Genomic DNA, 24455 nt, shown 5'->3' with positions numbered 1-24455 from the left:
ACGGGGTGTTGAACATCATGTGCAGGAAGTTTTCCGCGTACGACAGGTCGTTGCGCGGGTACATCATGGGTTGGCCCATGGAGTACTTGTAGACCATCGCGGCCAGGGTCGGCATCTTGGCGACCAGGCGCACGGCGGAGATTTCCCGGTGCTGCGGGTTATTGATGTCCAGCGAGTCGTGATAGAACGCCGACAGGGCGCCAACCACGCCGCACATGACGGCCATCGGGTGGGCGTCGCGGCGGAAGCCGTTGAAGAAGGACTTCAACTGCTCATGCACCATGGTGTGGTTTTTCACGGTGCTGACGAACTGGGCCTTCTGCTCGGCGTTCGGCAGTTCGCCGTTGAGCAGCAGGTAGCAGGTTTCGAGGTAGTCGGATTGTTCGGCGAGCTGCTCGATCGGGTAACCGCGATGCAGCAGGATGCCCTTGTCGCCGTCGATGTAGGTGATCTTCGACTCGCAGGATGCGGTCGCCATGAAACCAGGGTCGAAAGTGAAGTGACCCGTGGCCCCCAACCCTCTAACGTCGATAACATCTGGACCAACGGTGCCGGTTAAAATGGGCAGCTCGACGGGGGCAGCGCCCTCGATGATCAACTGCGCTTTTTTGTCAGCCATGTGGCCTCCTATTAATGCTTGAAATCATCTGACAGACCCCCCACGCAGGGCCCGCACCACTATAGTGAGATAAATTCGAAAGTCAATTTGCCTAAAGCACGGTTGTAACGGGCTTTAGGCACTGTTTTTCCTCGAAAATGCCGCCCATTTACGCCTTTTGTTCGGTAAAGGCAATGCGCTATTTGGGCTAGCCCTTCACGTTGTCATTAGTAGCCTAACTGTCTATACTCGGCACCCGACCGCCAGGGGCATCCGCGCCCGTCTCACTGGGGGTCGCCGCTCCCTGGGTGGTGGGTACCTGACCAGTACACTTACCAACAACTTTGCCCTGCTTGCTAGGGGCTCTTCAGTGTGAAAAAAGCCGTGAAAAGCCAACGACCTGTAAACCTAGACCTAAGGACCATCAAACTCCCGATCACCGCTTACACGTCCATTCTCCACCGTATCTCCGGCGTCATTCTGTTCCTGGGCCTGGCCATCATGCTTTACGCATTGGGCAAATCCCTGGGTTCCGAGGAAGGCTTTGGGGAGGTGAAGGCGTGCCTGACCAGTCCGCTGGCCAAGTTCGTGTTCTGGGGCCTGCTGTCCGCCTTGCTGTATCACCTGGTGGCCGGTGTGCGCCATCTGATCATGGACATGGGCATCGGTGAGACGCTGGAAGGCGGCAAACTGGGCTCGAAAATTGTCATCGTCATCTCCGTGGTGGTGATCGTTCTGGCGGGAGTTTGGATATGGTAACGAATGTCACGAACCTGTCGCGTTCGGGCCTCTATGACTGGATGGCGCAGCGCGTTTCTGCGGTCGTTCTCGCGGCTTACTTCATCTTCCTGATCGGCTACCTGGTGGCGCACCCTGGCATCGAATATGCCCAGTGGCACGCTCTGTTCTCCAATAACGCGATGCGTATCTTCAGTCTGCTGGCACTGGTTGCCCTGGGCGCTCACGCCTGGGTCGGCATGTGGACCATTGCGACCGACTACCTGACCCCTATGGCGTTCGGTAAATCGGCGACTGCGATTCGTTTCCTGTTCCAGGCGGTATGTGGTGTCGCGATGTTCGCGTACTTCGTCTGGGGTGTGCAGATTCTCTGGGGTATCTGATTCATGGCTATCATTCCAACGATTTCTTTCGACGCCATCATTGTTGGTGGCGGCGGTGCCGGCATGCGCGCTGCGCTGCAGCTGGCTCAGGGTGGTCACAAGACAGCCGTGATCACCAAGGTCTTCCCGACCCGCTCGCACACCGTGTCGGCCCAGGGTGGCATCACCTGCGCCATCGCTTCGGCCGACCCGAACGACGACTGGCGCTGGCACATGTACGATACCGTCAAGGGTTCCGACTACATCGGTGACCAGGACGCTATCGAATACATGTGTCAGGAGGGCCCGGCCGCGGTCTTCGAGCTGGACCACATGGGCCTGCCGTTCTCCCGTACCGAAACCGGTCGTATCTACCAGCGTCCGTTCGGCGGTCAGTCCAAGGACTTCGGTAAAGGTGGCCAGGCCGCCCGTACCTGCGCCGCTTCCGACCGTACCGGTCACGCGCTGCTGCACACCCTGTACCAGGGCAACCTGAAAGCAGGCACCACCTTCCTCAACGAGTACTACGCGGTCGACCTGGTGAAGAACCAGGATGGCGCGTTCGTCGGCGTGATCGCGATCTGCATCGAAACCGGCGAAACCCAGTACATCCGTTCGAAGGCAACTGTACTGGCTACCGGCGGTGCCGGTCGTATCTACTCGTCGACCACCAACGCCCTGATCAACACCGGTGACGGCGTTGGCATGGCCCTGCGTGCTGGCGTTCCGGTGCAGGACATCGAAATGTGGCAGTTCCACCCAACCGGCATCGCCGGCGCAGGTGTACTGGTCACCGAAGGTTGCCGCGGTGAAGGTGGCTACCTGATCAACAAGCATGGCGAGCGTTTCATGGAGCGTTATGCTCCTAACGCGAAGGACCTCGCCGGTCGTGACGTCGTGGCCCGTTCGATGGTGAAGGAAATCATCGCCGGCAACGGCTGTGGCCCGAATGGCGACCACGTGATGCTGAAGCTCGACCACCTCGGCGAGGAAGTTCTGCACAGCCGTCTGCCAGGCATCTGCGAACTGTCGAAGACCTTCGCCCACGTCGACCCGGTCGTTGCTCCGGTTCCAGTGGTTCCTACCTGCCACTACATGATGGGCGGCGTTGCCACCAACATTCATGGCCAGGCCATGACCCAGGACGCCAACGGCCAGGACCAGATCATTCCAGGTCTGTTCGCTGTCGGTGAAGTCGCTTGCGTATCGGTTCACGGTGCCAACCGCCTGGGCGGCAACTCGCTGCTCGACCTGGTGGTCTTCGGTCGCGCCGCCGGCCTGCACCTGGAAAAAGCGCTGACCGACGGTATCGAATACCGCGACGCCAGCGACACCGACGTCGAAGTTGCGCTGAATCGCCTGAACAAGCTCAACGAGCGCACCACTGGCGAAGACGTCGCCACCCTGAAGCGCGAGCTGCAGAGCTGCATGCAGAACTACTTCGGTGTGTTCCGTACCGGCGAATACATGCAGAAAGGTATCGCGCAACTGGCTGATCTGCGCGAGCGCATCGCCAACGTCAAGATCAACGACAAGTCCCAGGCCTTCAACACCGCGCGTATCGAAGCGCTGGAGCTGCAGAACCTGCTGGAAGTCGCTGAAGCAACCGCCATCGCGGCCGAACACCGTAAAGAGTCCCGCGGCGCTCACGCCCGTGAAGACTACGAAGACCGTGACGACGAAAACTGGCTGTGCCACACCCTGTACTTCCCAGGTGAGAAGCGGGTTGCCAAACGTGCAGTCAACTTCGCGCCGAAGACCGTACCGGCGTTCGAACCAAAAGTCCGGACTTACTAAGGGTGGCCGCCATGTTGCAAGTTGAAGTTTATCGTTACAACCCGGATACCGACTCGGCGCCTAAAACCCAGGTGTTCCAGGTCGATACCGGTGGCAAGGACCTGATGGTTCTGGATGTGCTGGCGCTGATCAAGGAACAGGACGAAGGTTTCTCCTATCGTCGCTCCTGCCGTGAAGGCGTTTGCGGCTCCGACGGCATGAACATCAACGGCAAGAACGGCCTGGCGTGCATCACGCCGCTGTCCTCTGTCGTAAAAGGTAACAAGTTGGTCGTGCGTCCGCTGCCTGGTTTGCCGGTTATCCGTGACCTGGTCGTCGACATGAGCATCTTCTACAAGCAGTACGAGAAGGTGAAGCCTTTCCTGCAGAACGACACGCCGGCTCCGGCCATCGAGCGTCTGCAGTCGCCGGAAGAACGTGACAAGCTGGACGGTCTGTACGAGTGCATCCTGTGCGCTTGCTGCTCGACTTCCTGCCCGTCGTTCTGGTGGAACCCTGACAAGTTCCTCGGTCCAGCCGCTCTGCTGCAGGCCTATCGCTTCCTGGCCGACAGCCGCGACACCAAGACCCAGGAGCGCCTGGCGTCCCTGGATGACCCGTTCAGCGTATTCCGCTGCCGCGGGATCATGAACTGCGTGAACGTCTGCCCGAAAGGTCTGAACCCGACCAAGGCGATTGGCCACGTACGCAACATGCTGCTGCAAAGCGGTACCTGATTTGAAAGTGTTGTACCCGTAGTACGCCAAGGTGCGGGCGCTTAGCCCGCACCGAGGTGAAACCCGAGCGAGGGTCATAAGCCCGAGCTTTTACCTATGAAGATATGAGACCAGCAGGGGCATCCGGGCTGGTACCCGGTAAATCTGCGGGATCTTGCAGGCCTGGTTGTGGTGAGAAGACTCCAGGCTTACGTGGTTCTGCCGATCGAGGCCCCTAACCGAGGGTGACCAAGCATGCAAGAAAGCGTGATGCAGCGCATGTGGAACAGCGCCCACCTGTCAGGTGGTAACGCTGCATATGTGGAAGAGCTTTATGAGCTCTACCTGCACGACCCTAACGCTGTGCCAGAAGAGTGGCGCACCTACTTCCAGAAGTTGCCCGCCGAAGGCAGCACTGCTACTGATGTATCGCACTCGACGATCCGCGACCATTTCGTACTGCTGGCGAAGAACCAGCGCCGCGCCCAACCGGTATCCGCCGGGAGCGTGAGCAGTGAACACGAGAAGAAGCAGGTCGAAGTGCTGCGACTGATCCAGGCCTACCGTATGCGCGGCCACCAAGCCGCGAAGCTCGACCCGTTGGGGTTGTGGCAGCGCCCTGCGCCAGTAGACCTGTCGATCAATCATTACGGCTTGACCAATGCCGATCTTGATACGACCTTCCGTGCCGGCGACCTGTTCATCGGCAAGGAGGAAGCGAGCCTACGCGAAATTTTCGACGCGTTGCAGCAGACATATTGTCGCACCATCGGCGCCGAGTTCACCCACATCGTCGACTCCGAGCAGCGCAGCTGGTTCCAGCAGCGTCTGGAGAGCGTGCGTGGCCGTCCGTCCTTCTCCGCCGACATCCAGAGCCACCTGCTCGAGCGCGTCACCGCGGCCGAGGGCCTGGAGAAGTACCTGGGCACCAAGTACCCGGGCACCAAGCGTTTCGGCCTGGAAGGTGGCGAGAGCCTGATCCCGATGCTGGACGAAATGATCCAGCGTTCCGGCTCCTACGGCACCAAGGAAGTCGTGATCGGCATGGCCCACCGTGGCCGTCTGAACGTGCTGGTCAACACTTTCGGCAAGAACCCGCGCGAGCTGTTCGACGAGTTCGAAGGCAAGAAGAAGGTCGAGCTGGGCTCCGGTGACGTCAAGTACCACCAGGGCTTCTCCTCCAACGTGATGACCGCCGGTGGCGAAGTTCACCTGGCCATGGCGTTCAACCCGTCCCACCTGGAAATCGTCTCGCCAGTGGTGGAAGGTTCGGTACGCGCTCGCCAGGATCGCCGCAACGACACCGTTGGCGACAAGGTTCTGCCTATTTCCATCCACGGTGACGCCGCGTTCGCGGGTCAGGGCGTGGTCATGGAAACCTTCCAGATGTCGCAGACCCGCGGTTTCAAGACCGGCGGTACCGTGCACATCGTGATCAACAACCAGGTTGGTTTCACCATCAGCAACCCGCTGGACTCGCGTTCCACCGAGTACTGCACCGACGTCGCCAAGATGATCCAGGCGCCGATCCTGCACGTGAACGGTGACGATCCGGAAGCGGTGCTGTTCGTGACCCAGCTGGCTGTCGACTACCGCATGCAGTTCAAGCGTGACGTGGTCATCGACCTGGTCTGCTACCGTCGTCGCGGCCACAACGAGGCCGACGAGCCGAACGGCACCCAGCCGCTGATGTACCAGCAGATCTCCAAGCAGCGCACTACCCGTGAACTGTACGCCGACAGCCTGGTGCAGACCGGTCGTCTGGACGCCGAACGTGTTCAGGCCAAGGTCGACGAGTACCGCAATGCCCTGGACAACGGCCTGCACGTGGTGAAGAGCCTGGTCAAGGAGCCGAACAAGGAGCTGTTCGTCGACTGGCGTCCGTACCTGGGCCACGCCTGGACCGCGCGTCACGACACCCGCTTCGATCTGAAGACCCTGCAGGAACTGTCCGCCAAGCTGCTGGAACTGCCGGAAGGCTTCGTGGTTCAGCGTCAGGTTTCGAAGATCTACGAAGATCGCCAGAAGATGCAGGCCGGTGGCTTGCCGATCAACTGGGGTTATGCCGAGACCATGGCTTACGCCACTCTGCAGTTCGAAGGTCATCCGATCCGCATGACCGGCCAGGATATCGGCCGCGGCACCTTCTCGCACCGCCACGCGGTGTTGCACAGCCAGAAGGACGCCAGCACCTATATCCCGCTGCAGAACCTGTTCCCGGGCCAGCCACGTTTCGACCTGTACGACTCGTTCCTGTCCGAAGAAGCCGTTCTGGCCTTCGAATACGGCTACTCGACCACCACGCCGAACGCGCTGGTGATCTGGGAAGCCCAGTTCGGTGACTTCGCCAACGGCGCGCAAGTGGTCGTCGACCAGTTCATCACCAGCGGCGAGCACAAGTGGGGCCGCCTGTGCGGTCTGACCATGCTGCTGCCTCACGGCTATGAAGGTCAGGGCCCCGAGCACTCCTCGGCACGCCTCGAGCGCTACCTGCAGCTGTGCGCCGAGCACAACGTCCAGGTCTGCGTACCGACCACCCCGGCGCAGATCTACCATCTGCTGCGTCGCCAGGTGATCCGTCCGCTGCGCAAACCGCTGATCGTACTGACGCCGAAGTCGCTGCTGCGCCACAAGCTGGCCATCTCGACCCTGGAAGATCTGGCCGAAGGCTCGTTCCAGACCGTGATCCCGGAAATCGACAGCCTCGATCCGAAGAAAGTCACCCGTCTGGTCCTGTGCAGCGGCAAGGTCTACTACGATCTGCTGGAAAAACGCCGTGCCGAAGGTCGTGAAGACATCGCCATCGTGCGTATCGAACAACTGTATCCGTTCCCTGAGGACGATCTGGTTGAAATCCTCGCGCCATACACCGAGCTGAAGAACGTCGTGTGGTGTCAGGAAGAACCGATGAACCAGGGCGCCTGGTACAGCAGCCAGCACCACATGCGTCGTATCCTCGGCCGCCACAACAAGGCCCTGGTCCTCGAGTACGCCGGTCGCGATGCGTCCGCCGCACCCGCCTGTGGTTACGCTTCGATGCACGCCGAGCAGCAGGAAAAACTGCTGCAAGATGCCTTCACCGTTTAATGCCTCGCGCACCTGAAACCGAATTAAGGAACCACTGATAATGGCTATCGAGATCAAAGCCCCTACCTTCCCGGAATCGGTTGCCGATGGCACCGTTGCCACCTGGCACAAGAAACCGGGCGAAGCCGTCAAGCGCGACGACCTGATCGTCGACATCGAGACCGACAAGGTCGTCCTGGAAGTACTGGCCACCGCTGACGGCGTGCTGGGTGCGATCGTCAAGAACGAGGGCGATACCGTCCTGTCCGACGAAGTCCTGGGTTCGATCGAAGCCGGTGGCGCTGCCGCCGCTGCTCCTGCCGCCGCCCCGGCTGCCGCGCCTGCCCAGGCCGCCGCCGACGCTGGCGAAGACGACCCGATCGCCGCTCCAGCCGCACGCAAGCTGGCTGAAGAGAACGGCATCGACCTGGCTTCCGTTGCCGGTACCGGCAAAGGCGGTCGCGTGACCAAGGAAGACGTCGTGGCCGCCGTTGCCGCGAAGAAATCCGCTCCAGCCGCTGCCCCTGCCGCCAAGCCGGCCGCTGCCGCCGCCGCTCCTGTGGTCACCGCCGCTGGCGACCGCACCGAGAAGCGCGTGCCGATGACCCGTCTGCGTGCCAAGGTTGCCGAGCGCCTGGTCGAAGCCCAGTCGAACATGGCGATGCTGACCACCTTCAACGAAGTCGACATGACCGAAGTCATGGCCCTGCGTTCGAAGTACAAGGACCTGTTCGAGAAGTCCCACAACGGCGTGCGCCTGGGCTTCATGTCGTTCTTCGTCAAGGCCGCCACCGAAGCGCTGAAGCGCTTCCCGGCTGTCAACGCCTCGATCGACGGTTCCGACATCGTCTACCACGGCTATGCGGACGTCGGCGTTGCCGTCTCCAGCGACCGTGGCCTGGTGGTACCGGTGCTGCGCAACGCCGAATCGATGAGCCTGGCCGAGATCGAGGGCGGCATCGCCACCTTCGGCAAGAAGGCCCGTGACGGCAAGCTGTCCATCGAAGAGATGACCGGTGGCACCTTCACCATCACCAACGGTGGTACTTTCGGCTCGATGATGTCGACCCCGATCGTCAACCCGCCGCAGGCCGCCATCCTCGGCATGCACAACATCATCCAGCGTCCAATGGCCATCAACGGCCAGGTCGTGATCCGTCCGATGATGTACCTGGCGTTGTCCTACGACCACCGCCTGATCGACGGTAAAGAAGCCGTGACTTTCCTGGTGACCATCAAGAACCTGCTGGAAGACCCGGCGCGTCTGCTGCTGGATATCTAATACGCAGTCGCGGGCCGCGGGCGACGGACTTCCAAGGAAGTCTTCGCCTGGCGGCCTGAGGCTTGCCGCTTGAAGCTATAAAGGAATCTTTTATGAGCCAGAAGTTCGACGTAGTAGTAATTGGTGCAGGTCCTGGCGGTTACGTGGCCGCCATCAAGGCCGCGCAACTGGGCTTCTCCACTGCCTGCATCGAGAAATACACCGATGGCGAAGGCAAACTGGCCCTGGGCGGTACCTGCCTGAACGTTGGCTGCATTCCATCCAAGGCGCTGCTGGACAGCTCCTGGAAGTACAAGGAAGCCAAAGAGAGCTTCAACGTCCACGGTATCTCCACCGGCGAAGTCAAGATGGACGTCGCCGCGATGGTTGGCCGCAAGGCTGGCATCGTCAAGAACCTGACCGGTGGCGTCGCCACCCTGTTCAAGGCCAACGGCGTCACCTCGATCCAGGGCCACGGCAAACTGCTGGCCGGCAAGAAGGTCGAAGTCACCAAGCCTGACGGCACTACCGAAGTCATCGAAGCCGAGAACGTGATCCTCGCCTCCGGCTCCCGTCCGATCGACATTCCGCCGGCTCCGGTCGACCAGAACGTCATCGTCGACTCCACCGGCGCCCTGGAATTCCAGAGCGTGCCGAAGCGCCTGGGCGTCATCGGTGCCGGCGTCATCGGTCTGGAACTGGGTTCGGTCTGGGCTCGCCTGGGTGCCGAAGTCACCGTTCTGGAAGCGCTGGACACCTTCCTGATGGCCGCTGACACCGCGGTTTCCAAGGAAGCCCTGAAAACCCTGACCAAACAGGGTCTGGACATCAAGCTGGGCGCTCGCGTCACCGGTTCCAAGGTCAACGGCGAAGAAGTCGAAGTGACCTACACCGACGCCAACGGCGAACAGAAGATCGTCTTCGACAAGCTGATCGTCGCGGTCGGCCGTCGTCCTGTCACCACCGACCTGCTGGCCGCCGACAGCGGCGTGACCATCGACGAGCGCGGCTTCGTGTTCGTTGACGATCACTGCGCCACCAGCGTTCCGGGCGTATTCGCCATCGGTGACGTGGTTCGCGGCATGATGCTGGCGCACAAGGCCTCGGAAGAGGGCATCATGGTCGTCGAGCGCATCAAGGGCCACAAAGCCCAGATGAACTACGACCTGATCCCGTCGGTCATCTACACCCACCCGGAAATCGCCTGGGTCGGCAAGACCGAACAAACCTTGAAGGCCGAGGGCGTTGAGGTTAACGTGGGCACCTTCCCGTTCGCGGCCAGCGGCCGTGCCATGGCTGCCAACGACACCGGTGGTTTCGTCAAGGTCATCGCCGATGCCAAGACCGACCGCGTCCTGGGCGTACACGTGATTGGCCCGAGCGCCGCCGAACTGGTGCAGCAGGGTGCAATCGCAATGGAATTCGGCACCAGTGCCGAAGACCTGGGCATGATGGTCTTCTCCCATCCGACCCTGTCCGAAGCGCTGCATGAAGCCGCGCTGGCCGTGAATGGCGGTGCCATCCACGTAGCCAACCGTAAGAAGCGTTAATTATAAGAAACCACGGCGGTCTGCCCGTCGTGAGTCTTGCGTGCATGACTCACCGCGGAAAGTCCGCCGGACTCGAACCCCCGGAGCATATCGGGGGCAAGCGGTCACAGGTGGCGCGGCACCCCTCACGGGCGCAGCGCCGAAGCGCAGTACCTAACGAAGACGGTAAAAAGCATGAATCTTCACGAGTATCAGGGTAAGCAGCTGTTCGCTGAATACGGCCTGCCAGTTTCCAAGGGTTTCGCAGTCGACACCCCTGAAGCTGCAGCAGAAGCCTGCGACAAGATCGGCGGTTCCGAGTGGGTTGTGAAAGCCCAGGTTCACGCGGGTGGTCGCGGCAAAGCGGGCGGCGTCAAGCTGGTTCGCAGCAAGGAAGACGCCAAGGCGTTCGCTGCGCAGTGGTTGGGCAAGAATCTGGTGACCTACCAGACTGACGCCAACGGTCAACCAGTTTCCAAGATCCTGGTCGAATCCTGCACCGACATCGCCAAAGAGCTGTATCTGGGCGCTGTGGTCGATCGTTCGAGCCGCCGCATCGTGTTCATGGCTTCCACCGAAGGTGGCGTGGACATCGAGAAGGTCGCTCACGACACTCCCGAGAAGATCCTCAAGGCAACCATCGATCCGCTGGTCGGCGCTCAGCCGTTCCAGGGTCGTGAGCTGGCGTTCCAGCTGGGTCTGGAAGGCAAGCAGGTACAACAGTTCGCCAAGATCTTCGTTGGCCTGGCCAAGCTGTTCAAGGATCACGATCTGGCCCTGCTGGAAGTGAACCCGCTGGTGATCAAGGCCGACGGCGACCTGCACTGCCTCGATGCCAAGATCAACATCGACGCCAACGCCATGTACCGTCAGCCGAAGCTGAAGACCTTCCACGACCCGTCCCAGGACGACGCCCGTGAAGCCCACGCCGCCAAGTTCGAACTGAACTACGTTGCTCTCGAAGGCAACATCGGCTGCATGGTCAACGGTGCCGGTCTGGCCATGGGTACCATGGACATCGTCAACCTGCACGGCGGCAAGCCAGCCAACTTCCTCGACGTTGGTGGCGGCGCGACCAAAGAGCGCGTTACCGAAGCCTTCAAGATCATTCTGTCCGACAGCAATGTCGCGGCCGTTCTGGTCAACATCTTCGGCGGCATCGTTCGCTGCGACATGATTGCCGAAGGCATCATCGGCGCGGTGAAAGAAGTCGGCGTGAAAGTACCGGTCGTCGTTCGCCTCGAAGGCAACAACGCCGAACTGGGCGCTAAAGTACTGGCAGAAAGCGGTTTGAACATCATTGCGGCCACCAGCCTGACCGACGCTGCTCAACAAGTTGTAAAAGCTGCGGAGGGCAAGTAATGAGCGTCCTGATCAATAAAGACACCAAAGTCATCTGCCAGGGCTTCACCGGCTCGCAGGGTACTTTCCACTCCGAACAAGCCATCGCCTACGGCACCAAGATGGTCGGCGGCGTCACCCCAGGCAAGGGTGGCACCACCCACCTGGGCCTGCCGGTGTTCAACACCGTCAAGGAAGCCGTGGAAGCTACCGGCGCCGATGCTTCGGTGATCTACGTTCCGGCTCCTTTCTGCAAGGACTCGATCCTGGAAGCGGCCTTCGGCGGCATCAAGCTGATCGTCTGCATCACCGAGGGTATCCCTACCCTCGACATGCTGGACGCCAAGGTCAAGTGCGACGAGCTGGGCGTTACCCTGATCGGTCCTAACTGCCCAGGCGTCATCACTCCGGGCGAGTGCAAGATCGGCATCATGCCAGGTCACATCCACCTGCCAGGCAAGGTCGGTATCGTTTCCCGTTCCGGCACCCTGACCTACGAAGCGGTCAAGCAGACCACTGACGCCGGTTTCGGTCAGTCCACCTGCGTCGGTATCGGCGGTGACCCGATCCCGGGCTCGAACTTCATCGACATCCTGAAGCTGTTCCAGGAAGACCCGAAAACCGAAGCCATCGTCATGATCGGCGAAATCGGTGGTTCGGCCGAGGAAGAAGCAGCTGCCTACATCAAGGCCAACGTGACCAAGCCAGTGGTTTCCTACATCGCCGGTGTGACTGCCCCAGCGGGCAAGCGCATGGGCCATGCTGGCGCCATCATCTCTGGCGGCAAGGGCACCGCGGACGAGAAGTTCGCTGCCCTGCAGGACGCCGGCGTGAAAACCGTGCGTTCGCTGGCGGACATCGGCAAGGCCCTGGCCGAGCTGACCGGTTGGGAAGCGAAGAAGTAATTCTTCGCTGACCAGCAGAGAGAGGCCACCTTCGGGTGGCCTTTTTCGTTTCTGCATTCCGGACTCTTGCGGCTGGCGCGATCCCTGTAGGAGCTGGCTTGCCTGCGATGGACCGCTGTGCGGTCTTTCGCAGGCAAGCCAGCTCCTACGGGGGCTTGTCGCTTGATGCAGCGCAACCGTTTGCGACATTCGGGTTCACTCATCGGACAAACCGCCCTGAAACCGTGCGCCAGAGCGGCAAATTGAGTACCATGCGCGTTCATTTCGTGTCCGCTGCCCAAAAGGAAGCGCCACGCTATAAAAATCCGCCTCAATCAGGGCGGAAAAAACATTTCCCTAACCCAAGGGGAAATCCCTCTCTAAATTCCGATTTACGCAGTGTGGTATTTCCTTAAATGAAAGTTTTGAAAGGCCAGGACATCCTGGCGCTTGGCTTCATGACGTTCGCGTTGTTCGTCGGGGCCGGCAATATCATTTTCCCGCCTATCGTTGGTCTGCAGTCCGGTCCGCACGTGTGGATGGCGGCCCTCGGCTTCCTGGTCACCGCTGTCGGTCTGCCGGTGGTCACCGTGGTCGCCCTGGCCAAGGTCGGTGGCGGCATGGACGAACTGAGCAGCCCGATCGGCAAGATCGCCGGCGGTCTGCTGGCCGCGGCCGCGTACCTGGCGGTGGGTCCGTTGTTCGCCACCCCGCGTACCGCGACCGTGTCCTTCGAAGTAGGCGTCGCGCCGCTGACTGGCGAGAGCCCGCTGGCGCTGTTCCTCTACAGCCTGGTGTACTTCCTGGTGGTGCTGGCGGTGTCCATGTACCCCGGCAAGCTGCTCGACACGGTTGGCCGCTTCCTCGCACCGCTGAAGATCATCGCGCTGGCCGCGCTCGGCATCGCCGCGTTCGCCCTGCCGGCCGGGACCATCGGCGACGCGCAGCCGGCATACGTTGCCGCGCCGTTCTCGCAGGGGTTCATCCAGGGTTACCTGACCATGGATACCCTCGGGGCGCTGGTGTTCGGCATCGTCATCGTCAACGCGATCCGCTCCCGCGGCGTCGAGTCGCCACGCCTGATCACCCGCTACGCGGTGATCGCCGGCCTGATCGCCGGTGTCGGTCTGACCCTGGTCTACATCAGCCTGTTCCGTCTGGGCGCCGGCAGTCATGACATCGCCGCTACCGCCACCAATGGCGCGGTGGTCCTGCATGCCTACGTGCAGCACACTTTCGGCTCCCTGGGCAGCGGCTTCCTGGCTGTACTGATCGCCTTGGCCTGCCTGGTCACCGCGGTCGGCCTGACCTGCGCCTGCGCCGAATACTTCAGCCGTCTGCTGCCGCTGTCCTACCGCGCACTGGTGGTGCTGCTGGCCGGGTTCTCGCTGCTGGTGTCGAACCTCGGCCTGACCAAGCTGATCATGTTCTCGGTACCGGTGCTCACCGCCATCTACCCGCCGTGCATCGTGCTGGTCGGCCTGAGCTTCTGCAAAGGCATGTGGCATTCGCAGACCCGCATCATGGCGCCGGTCATGGCCGTGTCGCTGATCTTCGGCACCATCGACGCGCTCAAGGGCGCCGGCTTCAACATGCCGGAATCCCTGGCCCACCTGCCGCTGAGCGAGCAGGGCCTGGCCTGGCTGGTGCCGTGCGTGGCAACGCTGTTCGTCGCGGTGGTCTGCGACCGCCTGCTGGGCAAGCCGCGCGAAGTGATTGCCTGACGTAATGCCCGCAGGCGGACGAGGCCACAAGCCATGAACGTCCGCCAAAGGTGATTGCGCGAAGCCCCGTCTTCTATCCAGGAGACGGGGCTTTTTCATGTCGGCCTGGGGCCGCGGTGTGTCTTTTTCTGTTGTCTGGCGTCGAATGGCCGTCTATCCCGACCAGGACTGTCCATGAGCTTCATTGAAAACAACCTGACCAACCTGCTCGCCGCCCTGTGGTTCATCGTCTGCTGGGGCGGCTACACCCGTTACGCCACCTGGAAAGGCCGCGACACCGCCTGCCTGGCCAGTGTCATGCACCTCTACCGCGAAGACTGGATGCGGCGCATGCTCCTGCGCGATAACCGTATCGCCGACGCCAGCGTGATCGGCAACCTGGAGCGCAACGCGTCGTTCTTCGCCTCCAGCACCCTGATCATCCTCGCCGGCATCCTGACGGTCCTTGGCGCCTCGGACCGCGCCCTGTCGTTGCTGGCCGACCTGCCGCTGGTGCAGCAGACCTCGCAGAGCATGTCGGAAATCAAGCTGTTGTGCCTGGCAATCGTCTTCGTCTATGCCTTCTTCACGTTCAGCTGGTGCATGCGCCAATACAACTTCGCCGCGGTGCTGGTGGGGTCGGCGCCGATGATCGGTGAGCGGCAGGTCAGCGAACTGGAGCGCAAGGCCTTCGCTTCGCGGGCGGCGCGGGTAATTTCACTGGCGGCCAACCAGTTCAACTTCGGTCTGCGCTCTTATTACTTCGGCATGGCCTTGCTGAGCTGGTTCATCAGCCCCTGGGCGTTCATGGGGATGAGTGCGGGGGTCGTGTTGATTCTCTACCGTCGGGAGTTCCATTCCGACGTTCTCGATGTGATGGTCTATACCCCGACAGAGGCGGTGGTGGCCGAGCCGGGCAAAGAGGCGCAAACATAACTGCTGCGCGGAAGTGTTCTCGTATAAATAAAAAAACCCGACCGAAGTCGGGTTTTCTTATTCCAGCAGTAATTACTGCTTGGCGGGCTCGGCCGGAGCGGCTGGCGCAGCCGGTGCGGCTTCTGGGGCCGGAGCAGCAGGAGCTGCTTCTTCAGCGGCTTTTTGTTCAGCTTCGGCGGAGTCTTTGGCGGCTTCGGCGTTTTCTTTCGCGGCCTCGTTCACTTTATCCTGAGCTTCGTCCATCTTCTGCTGGGCTTGCTCGGCATGTTTTTGAGCGTCCTGAGCCTTGTCTTCGCTGGCTTTGTCGCAAGCGGCGAGGCCCAGAGCGGCGGCGAGCATGACGGCATAAGCAAAAGGTTTACGCATGGGGTGTTTCTCCTTGTGGAATAACATTACTTAAACCGTTTGAGTTGTCCCTGGTGGTTTAAGTTCCGCGCACGATACACATATATAAGTTACGGATCCATATAGACTTTTTTCTTGGCTTGTGCAGGTCTTCACAATTATGGAGAAATCTACGCGAATGAATGATTCGTCGCTGCTGGAACGGGCCAGGCGCTTCCTTGGCGCATTGCGTCATTGCCAGAAATTGAACATGCAAGTTCATTCCGTGGACCAGGACGGTATTGTCCTGCGCTTGCCTTATTCGCCATCGATCGTCGGCAACCCGCAGACTGGAGCCATTCACGGCGGTGCGATCACCACCCTGATGGACACCGCGCTGGGCATGGCCACGCTGTGTGCGCTGCCGGAGTTCGAGGTCTGTCCGACCCTGGATCTGCGGATCGACTACATGAGCCCCGGGCTCGCCGACCAGGACGTGTTCGGTCATGCCCACTGCTACCGGGTCAGCCGCGATGTGATCTTCATCCGCGGGACCGCCTACCAGGACGATCCGGCACAACCCATCGCCCAGGTGGTGGGCACCTATATGCGCCTGGGCAAGGACATCAAGGGCGGCATCAATTTCGCCCGCAAGCTCAAGGGAGAGGAGCAATGATCCCGGACGACATCCACCAGCAACTGCGCGAGGCGCACAGTCGCGGCGATTACTCTGCCTTGCTGCAACTGATCCCCTACGCCGGCCTCATCGGCATCGAATGCAGCCGCGACGGCGACGACCTGCTGTTTCGCCTGCCGGCCAACCCGGACAATATCGGCAATCCCTTGCTGCCGGCGATCCACGGCGGGGTGATCGCCGGGTTCATGGAACTGGCGGCCGCGTTGTACCTGCTGATCTTCAGCGAAAGCGCGAGCATTCCGAAGATCATCGACTTCTCCATCGACTACCTGCGCGCCGGGCACTTCCGTGACACCTACGCGCGTTGCCAGTTATGGCGTCAGGGGCGCCGCGTGACCAACGTGGCGATCACCGCCTGGCAGGGCGATGCCGGCGAGCCCATCGCCACCGCTCGCGCGCATTTCAAGATCAAAGAGCCGGGGGCGCCCTTGAAATAGCCAGCCACGTCCCCATCTGCTGTTCATCCCGCTGCGACTGGCGAGGTGTGGCCCGGAAGGCTCGCCTGCCAGCGCGACCAATGCCATCAGATCGGAGTTTTGAAGACCATGAGTGTGGAGACTCAAAAACAAACCCTGGGCTTCCAGACCGAGGTGAAGCAACTGCTGCATCTCATGATCCATTCGCTGTACTCGAACAAGGAGATCTTTCTCCGCGAGCTGATTTCCAACGCCTCCGACGCCGTGGACAAGCTGCGCTTCGAAGCGCTGGCCAAGCCCGAACTGCTCGAAGGCGGTGCCGAGCTGAAGATCCGCGTCAGCTTCGACAAGGACGCCAACACCGTCACCCTCGAAGACAACGGCATCGGCATGAGCCGCGATGAAGTCATCGCGCACCTCGGCACCATCGCCAAGTCCGGCACCGCCGACTTCATGAAGAACCTCACCGGCGACCAGAAGAAGGACTCGCACCTGATCGGTCAGTTCGGTGTGGGCTTCTACTCCGCGTTCATCGTCGCCGACCAGGTCGATGTGTTCAGCCGCCGTGCTGGCCAGCCGGCCGCTGAAGGCGTGCATTGGTCGTCGAAAGGCGAGGGCGACTTCGAAGTCGCCACCGTCGACAAGGCCGAGCGTGGTACCCGCATCGTTCTGCACTTGAAGAAGGGCGAGGAAGAGTTCGCCGACGGCTGGCGCCTGCGCAATATCGTCAAGAAGTACTCCGACCACATCGCCCTGCCGATCGAGCTGCCCAAGCAGGCAGAAGCCGCCGAAGGCGAGGACAAGCCGGCCGAGGAATGGGAAACCGTCAACCGCGCCAGCGCCCTCTGGACCCGTCCGCGTACCGAGATCAAGGACGAGGAATACCAGGAGTTCTACAAGCACATCGGTCACGATTTCGAGAACCCGCTGGCCTGGAGCCACAACAAGGTCGAGGGCAAGCTCGAGTACAACTCGCTGCTGTACGTCCCGGCCCGCGCGCCGTTCGACCTGTACCAGCGTGAAGCGCCACGCGGCCTGAAGCTGTACGTGCAGCGCGTGTTCATCATGGACCAGGCCGAGTCGTTCCTGCCGCTGTACCTGCGCTTCATCAAGGGTGTGGTCGATTCCAACGACCTGTCGCTGAACGTCTCCCGCGAGATCCTGCAGAAAGACCCGATCATCGATTCGATGAAGTCGGCGCTGACCAAGCGCGTGCTGGACATGCTGGAAAAACTGGCGAAGAACGAACCCGAGCAGTACAAGGCGTTCTGGAAGAACTTCGGCCAGGTGCTCAAGGAAGGCCCGGCGGAAGACTTCGCCAACAAGGAGAAGATCGCCGGCCTGCTGCGCTTCGCCTCGACCCATGAAGAGGGCGGCGAGCAGAGCGTGGCCCTGGCCGACTACCTGGCCCGCGCCAAGGAAGGTCAGGACAAGATCTACTTCCTTACCGGCGAGTCCTATGCGCAGGTCAAGAACAGCCCGCACCTGGAGGTCTTCCGCAAGAAAGGCATCGAAGTGCTGCTGCTGACCGACCGTATCGACGAGTGGCTGATGAGCTACCTCAACGAATTCGACGGCAAGAGCTTCGTCGACGTCGCCCGTGGCGACCTGGACCTGGGCAAGCTGGACTCGGAAGAGGACAAGAAGGCCCAGGAAGAGATCGCCAAGGACAAGGAAGGCCTGGTCGAGCGCCTCAAGGCCGCGCTGGGCGACAGCGTCAGCGAAGTGCGCGTGTCGCACCGCCTGACCGATTCGCCGGCGATCCTCGCCATCGGCGAACAGGACCTCGGCCTGCAGATGCGCCAGATCCTCGAAGCCAGCGGGCAGAAGGTGCCGGACTCCAAGCCGATCTTCGAATTCAACCCGAGCCACCCGCTGATCGAGAAGCTGGACAACGAGCAGAGCGAAGACCGTTTCGCCGACTTCTCGCACATCCTCTTCGACCAGGCGGCCCTGGCCGCCGGCGACAGCCTGAAGGACCCGGCTGCCTATGTGCGCCGGCTGAACAAGCTGCTGGTCGAACTGGCAGTCTGATCTGATGCACGAAAAGCCCGCCTCGGCGGGCTTTTTTTTTCAGGGTCCAAGGAGAATCCGATGAGCAAGGTGACAATCGAATCGCTGGTCTATCACCTCGGCGGCAAGGCCTATGAAAGCCGCCTGTTGTACACCCACGGTGCAACGCAGCAGCCGGCGCTGCTCATGGCACCGAACTGGATGGGAGTCACCGAGGGCGCCGAGCGCATTGCCCGTGCGGTGGCCGAGCAGGGTTACGTGGTGTTGATCGCCGACCTCTACGGTCAATCGCTGCGTCCGCAGAATGCCGAGGAAGCCGGTGCGGCGATGATGCCGCTGAAGAACGACCGTGCCGAGCTGCGCAAGCGCATGCAGGCGGCGCTGGCCCAGTTGCTGGGGCAGTCGAAGGCCGTCCTGACCCCGGGCAAGCTGGCGGCGTTCGGTTTCTGCTTCGGCGGTTGCTGTGCCCTGGAGCTGGCCCGCGATGGCGCGCCGCTGCAGGCCGCGGTGTCGTTCCACGGTACGCTGGATACGCCGAATCCGGCGGACGCGAAGAAGATCAAGGGCTCGGTGCTGGTGCTGCATGGCGCTGCCGATCCGCTGGTGCCGAAGGAGCAGCTGCCGGCGTTCGAGGTCGAGATGAATGCTGCCGGGGTGGATTGGCAACTGACCAGCTATGGCGGTGCGGTGCACTCGTTCACCGATCCGGGGGCGAACGTGCCGGGCAAGATGATGTACGACGCGCGGACCGCCAAGCGGGCGTTTACGGCGATGCACAATCTGCTGGAAGAAGTGTTCAAGGCTTGAGGGCCTCATCGCGGGCAACGCCCGCTCCCACAATGTCCGGTGTCCGCCGATCCGTTGTGGGAGCGGGCGTTGCCCGCGACGGCTGACTTCAGGGCAACTCGATCCTCCCGGTTTCCCCCGCAACCACCGGCCAATCCCCGGCCGCCCATCTTTCCCGGGCTTTCTCGATCAAGGCGGGATCGCTCGCCACGAAATTCCAGTTCATCCGCCGCGGTCCATCCAGCGGCGCGCCGCCGAAGATCACCAGGTGGCTCTCGCCTTCGGCATGCAGGCTGAAGGCCTCGCCTTCCGCCAGAACCACCAGGGTCTGCGGCTCCAGCAACTCGTCATCCAGGCGAACCTCGCCGGACAGCACATACACCGCCCGCTCCCGATGCTCGGTCGGCACGCACAGGGTCGTCGCCGTTTCCATGAACACCTCGGCATACAGGGTCGGGGAGAGCACCGGTACCGGCGATTCCAGGCAGAATCCGCTGCCGGCGATCATGCGGATCCGCACCCCCAGCGCGTCGCTCAGCGGCAGGCTGGTGGCGCTGTGATGGCTGTAGTGCCCGACGCCCTGTTCGTGTTCCTTGGGCGACGCCAGCCACACCTGCAGGCCATGCAACCGTGAGCCGCGCTGGAGCAGGTCTGCCGGCGTGCGCTCGACATGCGCCACCGCCGCTCCCGCGGTCATCCAGCTCACTTCTCCCGGCCCGACCCGCTGCTCCGAACCGAGACTGTCCTTGTGCAGCAACTCGCCTTCGAACAGGTAGGTCAGGGTGGACAGGCCGATGTGCGGATGCTGGCGGATATCCATGCCATGGCCGGCGGCGTAGTCCGTTTCCAGCATATGGTCGAAGAACACGAAGGGCCCGACACTGCGGCATTTCGCCGAGGGCAGTGGGCGCAGGATCGGCTGGCCCTCGACCGATTCGGCGCGCGGGCGGATTACCAGGGGCAGGGTCATGGGTGGGCTCCAGCAAGGACGACGTCGGCCTAGCATAGCGAACCGGGATGGGCGGCGCGCGGTCTACCCTGTCCGAACGATGCCTGCTGGTACAGCGCCACCGATCTCTATCTCGCCGCGGCCTGGGAAAACTGCCTCGCGGTGCTGCCGAAGCCGCGTTGAGCGGGATTGTCATCAGCCTGTCATGCCGGAGTCATAGTCTGCCGCGATCCACAACAGAGGAAGCGCAGTATGTTGACTAGCCGTTTTAGCGCCCTGGTCGGGCTGATGTGCATCGCTGGCCTGGCTCATGCCGAGGTGCGCGTGCAGGGACCGGTGGAATATGGTGTGTTCGAGACCAACCTCAAGAATCCCCAGCCCGGTGAGCGGGTGATCACCATGAACAGCCAGAATATCGACGCCACCGACGTGGTGCCGGCCAAGCTGGGCAGCAAGTTCGGCATCCGTTACCGCCTCGAGGGCAAGACCGCCGACGATACCCCGCTGACCCTGCTGTACCTGACCCCGGGCATCGTCACCCCGGACGGCAAGCGCCACGACAAGTTCGAAGTGGTGCAGAAGCTGGTTCCCGGCGCGCCGCAGGACGTCATGGCCTATGAATTCACCGAGCATCACGAAGCCGTGCCGGGCGAGTGGCATTTCATGGTGTTCCAGGGCGACCGGCTGCTCGCGGAGAAACGATTCACTGTTCGATGAGCCCGATGGTGATTGTGCTGTCGCAATCACCGGGCAATTTGATATCACCAATTCTTCTTACGCAAAAAATCAACGGTCCGATACCTTCTAAAAAGAATGTCAGCTGCCGACCTGCGCAGCACTTCCGGAAGGAACCGTTCGATGAGTCTGAGAAGCTTGAACATAGCGCCACGGGCTGGTTTGGGGTTCGGCTTGCTGGCGTTGCTGGTGGTGACCCTCGGTCTGTTCGCGCTGTCGCAGATGGCCAGCATGCGCGAGCAGTCCGATCAGGTGGAGAGCAACTGGCTGCCCAGCGTGATCAACGTCGGCACCATGAGTCAGGACATGCTGCGGATCCGTGCGTTGACCCTGCGCTTGCTGGTCAACCGCGATCCGGCGGCGCAGCAGCAGAACGTGGCGCGCATCGAATCGCTCAAGCAGGGGTTGGCCAAGGCGCAAAGCGACTACAACGCGCTGATCGTGCTGCCCGAGGAGCGCACCCTGTTCGACCGTTACCTCGACCTGCAGAAGCAGTACCTGGACATGCAGGCGCAGGTGATGAGGCTGGCGACCGGCAATCAGATCGAGGCGGCGCAAACGCTGGTCAACGGTGAAATGAACCAGGTGGCCGACAACCTCACCGTGACGCTCAATCAACTGATCGACCTCAACAACCAGCATGCCCATCTGTCCACCGACAAGGCGCAGGCGGTGTATGTCAGCGCGCGGCTGTGGGTGATGGTCCTGCTCGGCGGGGCGCTGGTGCTGACGGTGATCCTCGCCCTGGTACTGACCCGCAGCATCGTCCATCCGCTGGCGCAGTCGCTGCAGGTCGCCGAGGTGGTCGCCACCGGCGACCTGACCCCGCAGATCAGCATTCACGGCCGTGACGAGCCGGCGCGCCTGCTGGTGGCGCTGAAGAAGATGCAGCAGAGCCTGCGCGACACCATCGGGCGCATTTCCGACTCGTCGAACCAGCTGGCCTCGGCCTCGGAAGAGCTCAGCGCAGTCACCGAGGACGCCACCCGGGGCCTGCAGCAACAGACCCAGGAAATCGAGCAGGCGGCCACCGCGGTGAACCAGATGACCGCTGCGGTGGAGGAGGTGGCCAGCAATGCCGTGGCGACGTCGGAAGCGTCCCGCGAGTCCGACCGCATCGCCCGTCAGGGCCAGGCCCAGGTGCGTCAGACCGTGGTGTCGATCGAGGAGCTGGCGGCGGGGGTGAGCACCAACGTCGACGAGGTCGGGCAACTGGCCGAGCAGGTCCATGGGATTTCCAAGGTGCTCGACGTGATCGGTTCGATCGCCGAGCAGACCAACCTGCTGGCGCTCAATGCGGCCATCGAAGCGGCGCGGGCCGGCGATGCCGGGCGTGGTTTCGCCGTGGTGGCGGATGAAGTGCGGGCGCTGGCCCATCGCACCCAGCAGTCGACCCGGGAAATCGAGCAGATGATCGATGGCATCCAGCAGGGCACCGACCGCGCGGTGGATGGCATGCAGCAGACCCGCGAGCGGGCGCGCAACACCCTGGAAGGGGCGCATGCGGCGGGGGCGGCGCTGGAGGAAATTGCCCAGGCCATCAGCCGCATCAACGAGCGCAACCTGGTGATCGCCAGCGCTTCGGAGCAGCAGGCGCAGGTGGCGCGGGAGGTGGACCGCAACCTGACCAATATCCGTGATCTGGCGCTGCAGAGTTCGGCGGGGGCGAGTCAGACGGTGGAGGCGAGTCAGGCGTTGTCGCAGTTGGCGGTGGATCTGAACACCCTGGTGCGGCGTTTTTCGGTGTGATCCAAACGACCGCGCCAGCCCAAACAAAAACGCCCCGAACCAGTCGGGGCGTTTTCACAAGCGAGGCCTGAGCCTTACTTGCCCTGCCAGCGCTTCAGTACCAGGGTGGCGTTGGTGCCGCCGAAGCCGAAGCTGTTGCTCATCACGGTGTCGATCTTGGCGTTCTCGCGGGTTTCGCGCAGAACCGGCAGATCGGCGACTTCCGGATCCAGCTCGTCGATGTTGGCGGAACCGGCGATGAAGTTGCCTTCCATCATCAGCAGGCAGTAGATCGCCTCGTGCACACCCGCGGCGCCCAGGGAGTGGCCGGACAGGCTCTTGGTCGAGCTGATGGCCGGGGCCTTGTCGCCGAACACTTCGCGCACGCCCTTCATTTCCGCGACGTCGCCGACCGGAGTCGAGGTGCCGTGGGTGTTCAGGTAGTCGATCGGGGTGTCGACGGTGGACAGCGCCTGCTGCATGCAGCGGATCGCGCCTTCGCCGCTCGGGGCGACCATGTCGTAGCCGTCGGAAGTGGCGCCGTAGCCGACGATTTCCGCGTAGATCTTGGCGCCACGGGCCAGGGCGTGTTCCAGCTCTTCGACCACCACCATGCCGCCACCGCCGGCGATGACGAAGCCGTCACGGTCGGCGTCGTAGGCGCGGGAGGCTTGTTCCGGGGTGTCGTTGCGCTTGCTGGACAGGGCGCCCATGGCATCGAACAGGAACGACTGGCTCCAGTGTTCTTCTTCACCGCCACCGGCGAAGACCACGTCCTGCTTGCCCATCTGGATCTGTTCCATCGCGGTGCCGATGCAGTGCGCGGAAGTGGCGCAGGCCGAGGCGATGGAGTAGTTCAGGCCCTTGATCTTGAACGGCGTGGCCAGGCACGCGGAGACCGTGCTGCTCATGGTGCGGGTCACGCGGTACGGACCGACGCGCTTGACGCCTTTCTCGCGCAGGATGTCCAGCGCTTCCATCTGGTTCAGGGTCGAAGCGCCGCCAGAGCCGGCGATCAGGCCGGTACGCGGGTTGGAAACCTGCTCTTCGCTCAGGCCGGAGTCCTTGATCGCGTCCTGCATCGCCAGGTAGGCGTAGGCTGCGGCATGGCCGACGAAGCGATAGACCTTGCGGTCGATCAGCTCTTCGAGGTTGAGGTCGATGGAGCCGGAAACCTGGCTGCGCAGCCCCATTTCCTTGTATTCCGGGTTGAAACGGATGCCCGGACGGCTTTTACGCAGGTTTTCGGAGACGGTCTCTTTGTCATTGCCCAGGCAGGAAACGATGCCCAGACCGGTGATTACGACGCGGCGCATGCGAATAACCCTTAGAAATTGTCAGTGGAGGTGAAGACACCGACGCGAAGACCTTCGGCGGTGTAGATCTCGCGACCGTCGACGCTGACCGAACCATCGGCGATGGCCATGTTCAGCTTGCCCTTCAGGACGCGCTTGATTTGAATGTTGTAGGTGACCTTCTTCGCTTCCGGCAGTACCTGACCGAAGAACTTCACTTCGCCCGAGCCCAGGGCGCGGCCGCGGCCTGGCAGACCCTGCCAGCCGAGGAAGAAGCCGACCAGCTGCCACATGGCGTCGAGGCCCAGGCAGCCCGGCATCACCGGATCGCCTTCGAAGTGGCAGGCGAAGAACCACAGGTCCGGATTGATATCCAGCTCGGCGACCAACTCACCTTTGCCGTACTTGCCACCCTCGGCACTGATGTGGGTGATGCGATCCACCATCAGCATGTTGGGGGCGGGCAGTTGCGCGTTACCTGGGCCGAACAGCTCACCGCGACTGCAGCGCAGCAGGTCTTCCCGAGTAAAGGCGTTTTGTTTGGTCATGCGAGCTCCTCAATAATCCTCGTGCGGCAGGGGCAGTTCTTCCCGACCGTCCCA

22 protein-coding genes and 1 pseudogene are annotated in these 24455 nt (G+C 62.0%); 18 read left to right on the top strand and 5 right to left on the bottom strand.

Features of this window, described 5'->3' with window-relative positions; translation table 11 throughout:
• A partial coding sequence (locus tag CHB99_RS17200) for a citrate/2-methylcitrate synthase (protein WP_283162627.1) occupies nt 1–619 on the bottom strand: 619 nt, incomplete at its 3' end.
• 351 nt (nt 620–970) lie between these two features.
• Here CHB99_RS17200 and sdhC point away from each other — a divergent pair.
• The 11 genes from sdhC to CHB99_RS17145 all read left to right on the top strand — a co-directional run bounded on the left by sdhC (nt 971) and on the right by CHB99_RS17145 (nt 14910).
• Complete coding sequence (gene sdhC / locus CHB99_RS17195) at nt 971–1357, top strand: succinate dehydrogenase, cytochrome b556 subunit (RefSeq protein WP_170946391.1); 387 nt, start codon at nt 971–973, stop codon at nt 1355–1357.
• On the top strand, nt 1351–1719 hold the full coding sequence (gene sdhD / locus CHB99_RS17190) for a succinate dehydrogenase, hydrophobic membrane anchor protein (protein ID WP_009396297.1): 369 nt from the start codon (nt 1351–1353) through the stop codon (nt 1717–1719). Before sdhC ends, sdhD begins: the two co-directional genes overlap by 7 nt.
• 3 nt (nt 1720–1722) lie before the next feature.
• The gene (gene sdhA / locus CHB99_RS17185; protein ID WP_042123365.1) at nt 1723–3495 is read left to right on the top strand and encodes a succinate dehydrogenase flavoprotein subunit; all 1773 of its coding nucleotides are present in this window, start codon (nt 1723–1725) and stop codon (nt 3493–3495) included.
• An 11-nt stretch (nt 3496–3506) separates the two neighbouring features.
• Nucleotides 3507–4211: a succinate dehydrogenase iron-sulfur subunit gene (locus tag CHB99_RS17180; protein WP_009396299.1), complete on the top strand. Its 705-nt coding sequence runs from the start codon at nt 3507–3509 to the stop codon at nt 4209–4211.
• A gap of 234 nt (nt 4212–4445) precedes the next feature.
• The gene (locus tag CHB99_RS17175; RefSeq protein ID WP_042123367.1) at nt 4446–7277 is read left to right on the top strand and encodes a 2-oxoglutarate dehydrogenase E1 component; all 2832 of its coding nucleotides are present in this window, start codon (nt 4446–4448) and stop codon (nt 7275–7277) included.
• A gap of 40 nt (nt 7278–7317) precedes the next feature.
• Nucleotides 7318–8538 (top strand): 2-oxoglutarate dehydrogenase complex dihydrolipoyllysine-residue succinyltransferase, encoded by a 1221-nt coding sequence (gene odhB / locus CHB99_RS17170; RefSeq protein WP_042123369.1) that lies wholly within the window; start codon nt 7318–7320, stop codon nt 8536–8538.
• Nucleotides 8539–8630: 92 nt separating this feature from the next.
• Nucleotides 8631–10067: a dihydrolipoyl dehydrogenase gene (gene lpdA, locus CHB99_RS17165; RefSeq protein WP_042123371.1), complete on the top strand. Its 1437-nt coding sequence runs from the start codon at nt 8631–8633 to the stop codon at nt 10065–10067.
• 174 nt (nt 10068–10241) lie between these two features.
• On the top strand, nt 10242–11408 hold the full coding sequence (gene sucC, locus CHB99_RS17160) for an ADP-forming succinate--CoA ligase subunit beta (RefSeq protein WP_023629628.1): 1167 nt from the start codon (nt 10242–10244) through the stop codon (nt 11406–11408).
• Nucleotides 11408–12292, top strand: a complete 885-nt coding sequence (gene sucD / locus CHB99_RS17155) for a succinate--CoA ligase subunit alpha (protein WP_016393102.1) — start codon at nt 11408–11410, stop codon at nt 12290–12292. Before sucC ends, sucD begins: the two co-directional genes overlap by 1 nt.
• 395 nt (nt 12293–12687) lie before the next feature.
• A complete protein-coding gene (gene brnQ, locus CHB99_RS17150) occupies nt 12688–13995 on the top strand; it encodes a branched-chain amino acid transport system II carrier protein (RefSeq protein ID WP_042123375.1) in 1308 nt (435 codons plus the stop codon).
• Nucleotides 13996–14169: 174 nt separating this feature from the next.
• Nucleotides 14170–14910, top strand: coding sequence for a DUF599 domain-containing protein (locus CHB99_RS17145; RefSeq protein WP_042123378.1), 741 nt, complete (start codon nt 14170–14172; stop codon nt 14908–14910).
• Between the two features lie 72 nt (nt 14911–14982).
• Here the strand turns inward: CHB99_RS17145 and CHB99_RS17140 are convergent, their stop codons facing one another.
• Complete coding sequence (locus tag CHB99_RS17140) at nt 14983–15276, bottom strand: hypothetical protein (RefSeq protein WP_084702638.1); 294 nt, start codon at nt 15274–15276, stop codon at nt 14983–14985.
• Between the two features lie 157 nt (nt 15277–15433).
• Here CHB99_RS17140 and CHB99_RS17135 point away from each other — a divergent pair, with 157 nt between their 5' ends.
• From CHB99_RS17135 to CHB99_RS17120, 4 genes are all read left to right on the top strand, one after another.
• Nucleotides 15434–15910 (top strand): PaaI family thioesterase, encoded by a 477-nt coding sequence (locus tag CHB99_RS17135; RefSeq protein ID WP_042123382.1) that lies wholly within the window; start codon nt 15434–15436, stop codon nt 15908–15910.
• Nucleotides 15907–16368 (top strand): PaaI family thioesterase, encoded by a 462-nt coding sequence (locus CHB99_RS17130; RefSeq protein WP_042123384.1) that lies wholly within the window; start codon nt 15907–15909, stop codon nt 16366–16368. Before CHB99_RS17135 ends, CHB99_RS17130 begins: the two co-directional genes overlap by 4 nt.
• 108 nt (nt 16369–16476) lie before the next feature.
• Nucleotides 16477–18381 carry a molecular chaperone HtpG gene (gene htpG, locus CHB99_RS17125; RefSeq protein ID WP_042123385.1) on the top strand — a complete coding sequence of 635 codons (1905 nt, stop codon included), beginning with the start codon at nt 16477–16479 and terminating at the stop codon, nt 18379–18381.
• Nucleotides 18382–18441: 60 nt separating this feature from the next.
• Nucleotides 18442–19167: a dienelactone hydrolase family protein gene (locus CHB99_RS17120; RefSeq protein ID WP_042123387.1), complete on the top strand. Its 726-nt coding sequence runs from the start codon at nt 18442–18444 to the stop codon at nt 19165–19167.
• An 88-nt stretch (nt 19168–19255) separates the two neighbouring features.
• Here the strand turns inward: CHB99_RS17120 and CHB99_RS17115 are convergent, their stop codons facing one another.
• A complete protein-coding gene (locus tag CHB99_RS17115) occupies nt 19256–20116 on the bottom strand; it encodes a pirin family protein (RefSeq protein ID WP_042123391.1) in 861 nt (286 codons plus the stop codon).
• 231 nt (nt 20117–20347) lie between these two features.
• Here CHB99_RS17115 and CHB99_RS17110 point away from each other — a divergent pair, with 231 nt between their 5' ends.
• From CHB99_RS17110 to CHB99_RS30615, 3 genes and pseudogenes are all read left to right on the top strand, one after another.
• On the top strand, nt 20348–20812 hold the full coding sequence (locus CHB99_RS17110) for a DUF3859 domain-containing protein (protein ID WP_042123393.1): 465 nt from the start codon (nt 20348–20350) through the stop codon (nt 20810–20812).
• A gap of 96 nt (nt 20813–20908) precedes the next feature.
• Nucleotides 20909–21724: pseudogene (locus CHB99_RS30620) on the top strand (MCP four helix bundle domain-containing protein); the annotation flags it as partial.
• On the top strand, nt 21716–22579 hold the full coding sequence (locus CHB99_RS30615) for a methyl-accepting chemotaxis protein (protein ID WP_377697987.1): 864 nt from the start codon (nt 21716–21718) through the stop codon (nt 22577–22579). The pseudogene CHB99_RS30620 and the gene CHB99_RS30615, both read left to right, overlap by 9 nt.
• Nucleotides 22580–22653: 74 nt before the next feature.
• Here CHB99_RS30615 and fabB read toward each other — a convergent pair whose 3' ends face one another.
• Together fabB and fabA are read right to left on the bottom strand one after the other, a co-directional pair.
• Nucleotides 22654–23874, bottom strand: a complete 1221-nt coding sequence (gene fabB / locus CHB99_RS17100) for a beta-ketoacyl-ACP synthase I (protein WP_042123396.1) — start codon at nt 23872–23874, stop codon at nt 22654–22656.
• Nucleotides 23875–23885: 11 nt separating this feature from the next.
• Nucleotides 23886–24401, bottom strand: coding sequence for a 3-hydroxyacyl-[acyl-carrier-protein] dehydratase FabA (fabA, locus tag CHB99_RS17095; RefSeq protein ID WP_042123398.1), 516 nt, complete (start codon nt 24399–24401; stop codon nt 23886–23888).
• Nucleotides 24402–24455 lie beyond the last annotated feature (54 nt).

The organism is Pseudomonas japonica (assembly GCF_900188455.1).
Taxonomy (GTDB): Bacteria; Pseudomonadota; Gammaproteobacteria; order Pseudomonadales; family Pseudomonadaceae; genus Aquipseudomonas; species Aquipseudomonas japonica.
The sequence above is the reverse complement of the archived record's forward strand: the minus strand, read 5'-3'. Positions and strand labels throughout refer to the sequence as shown.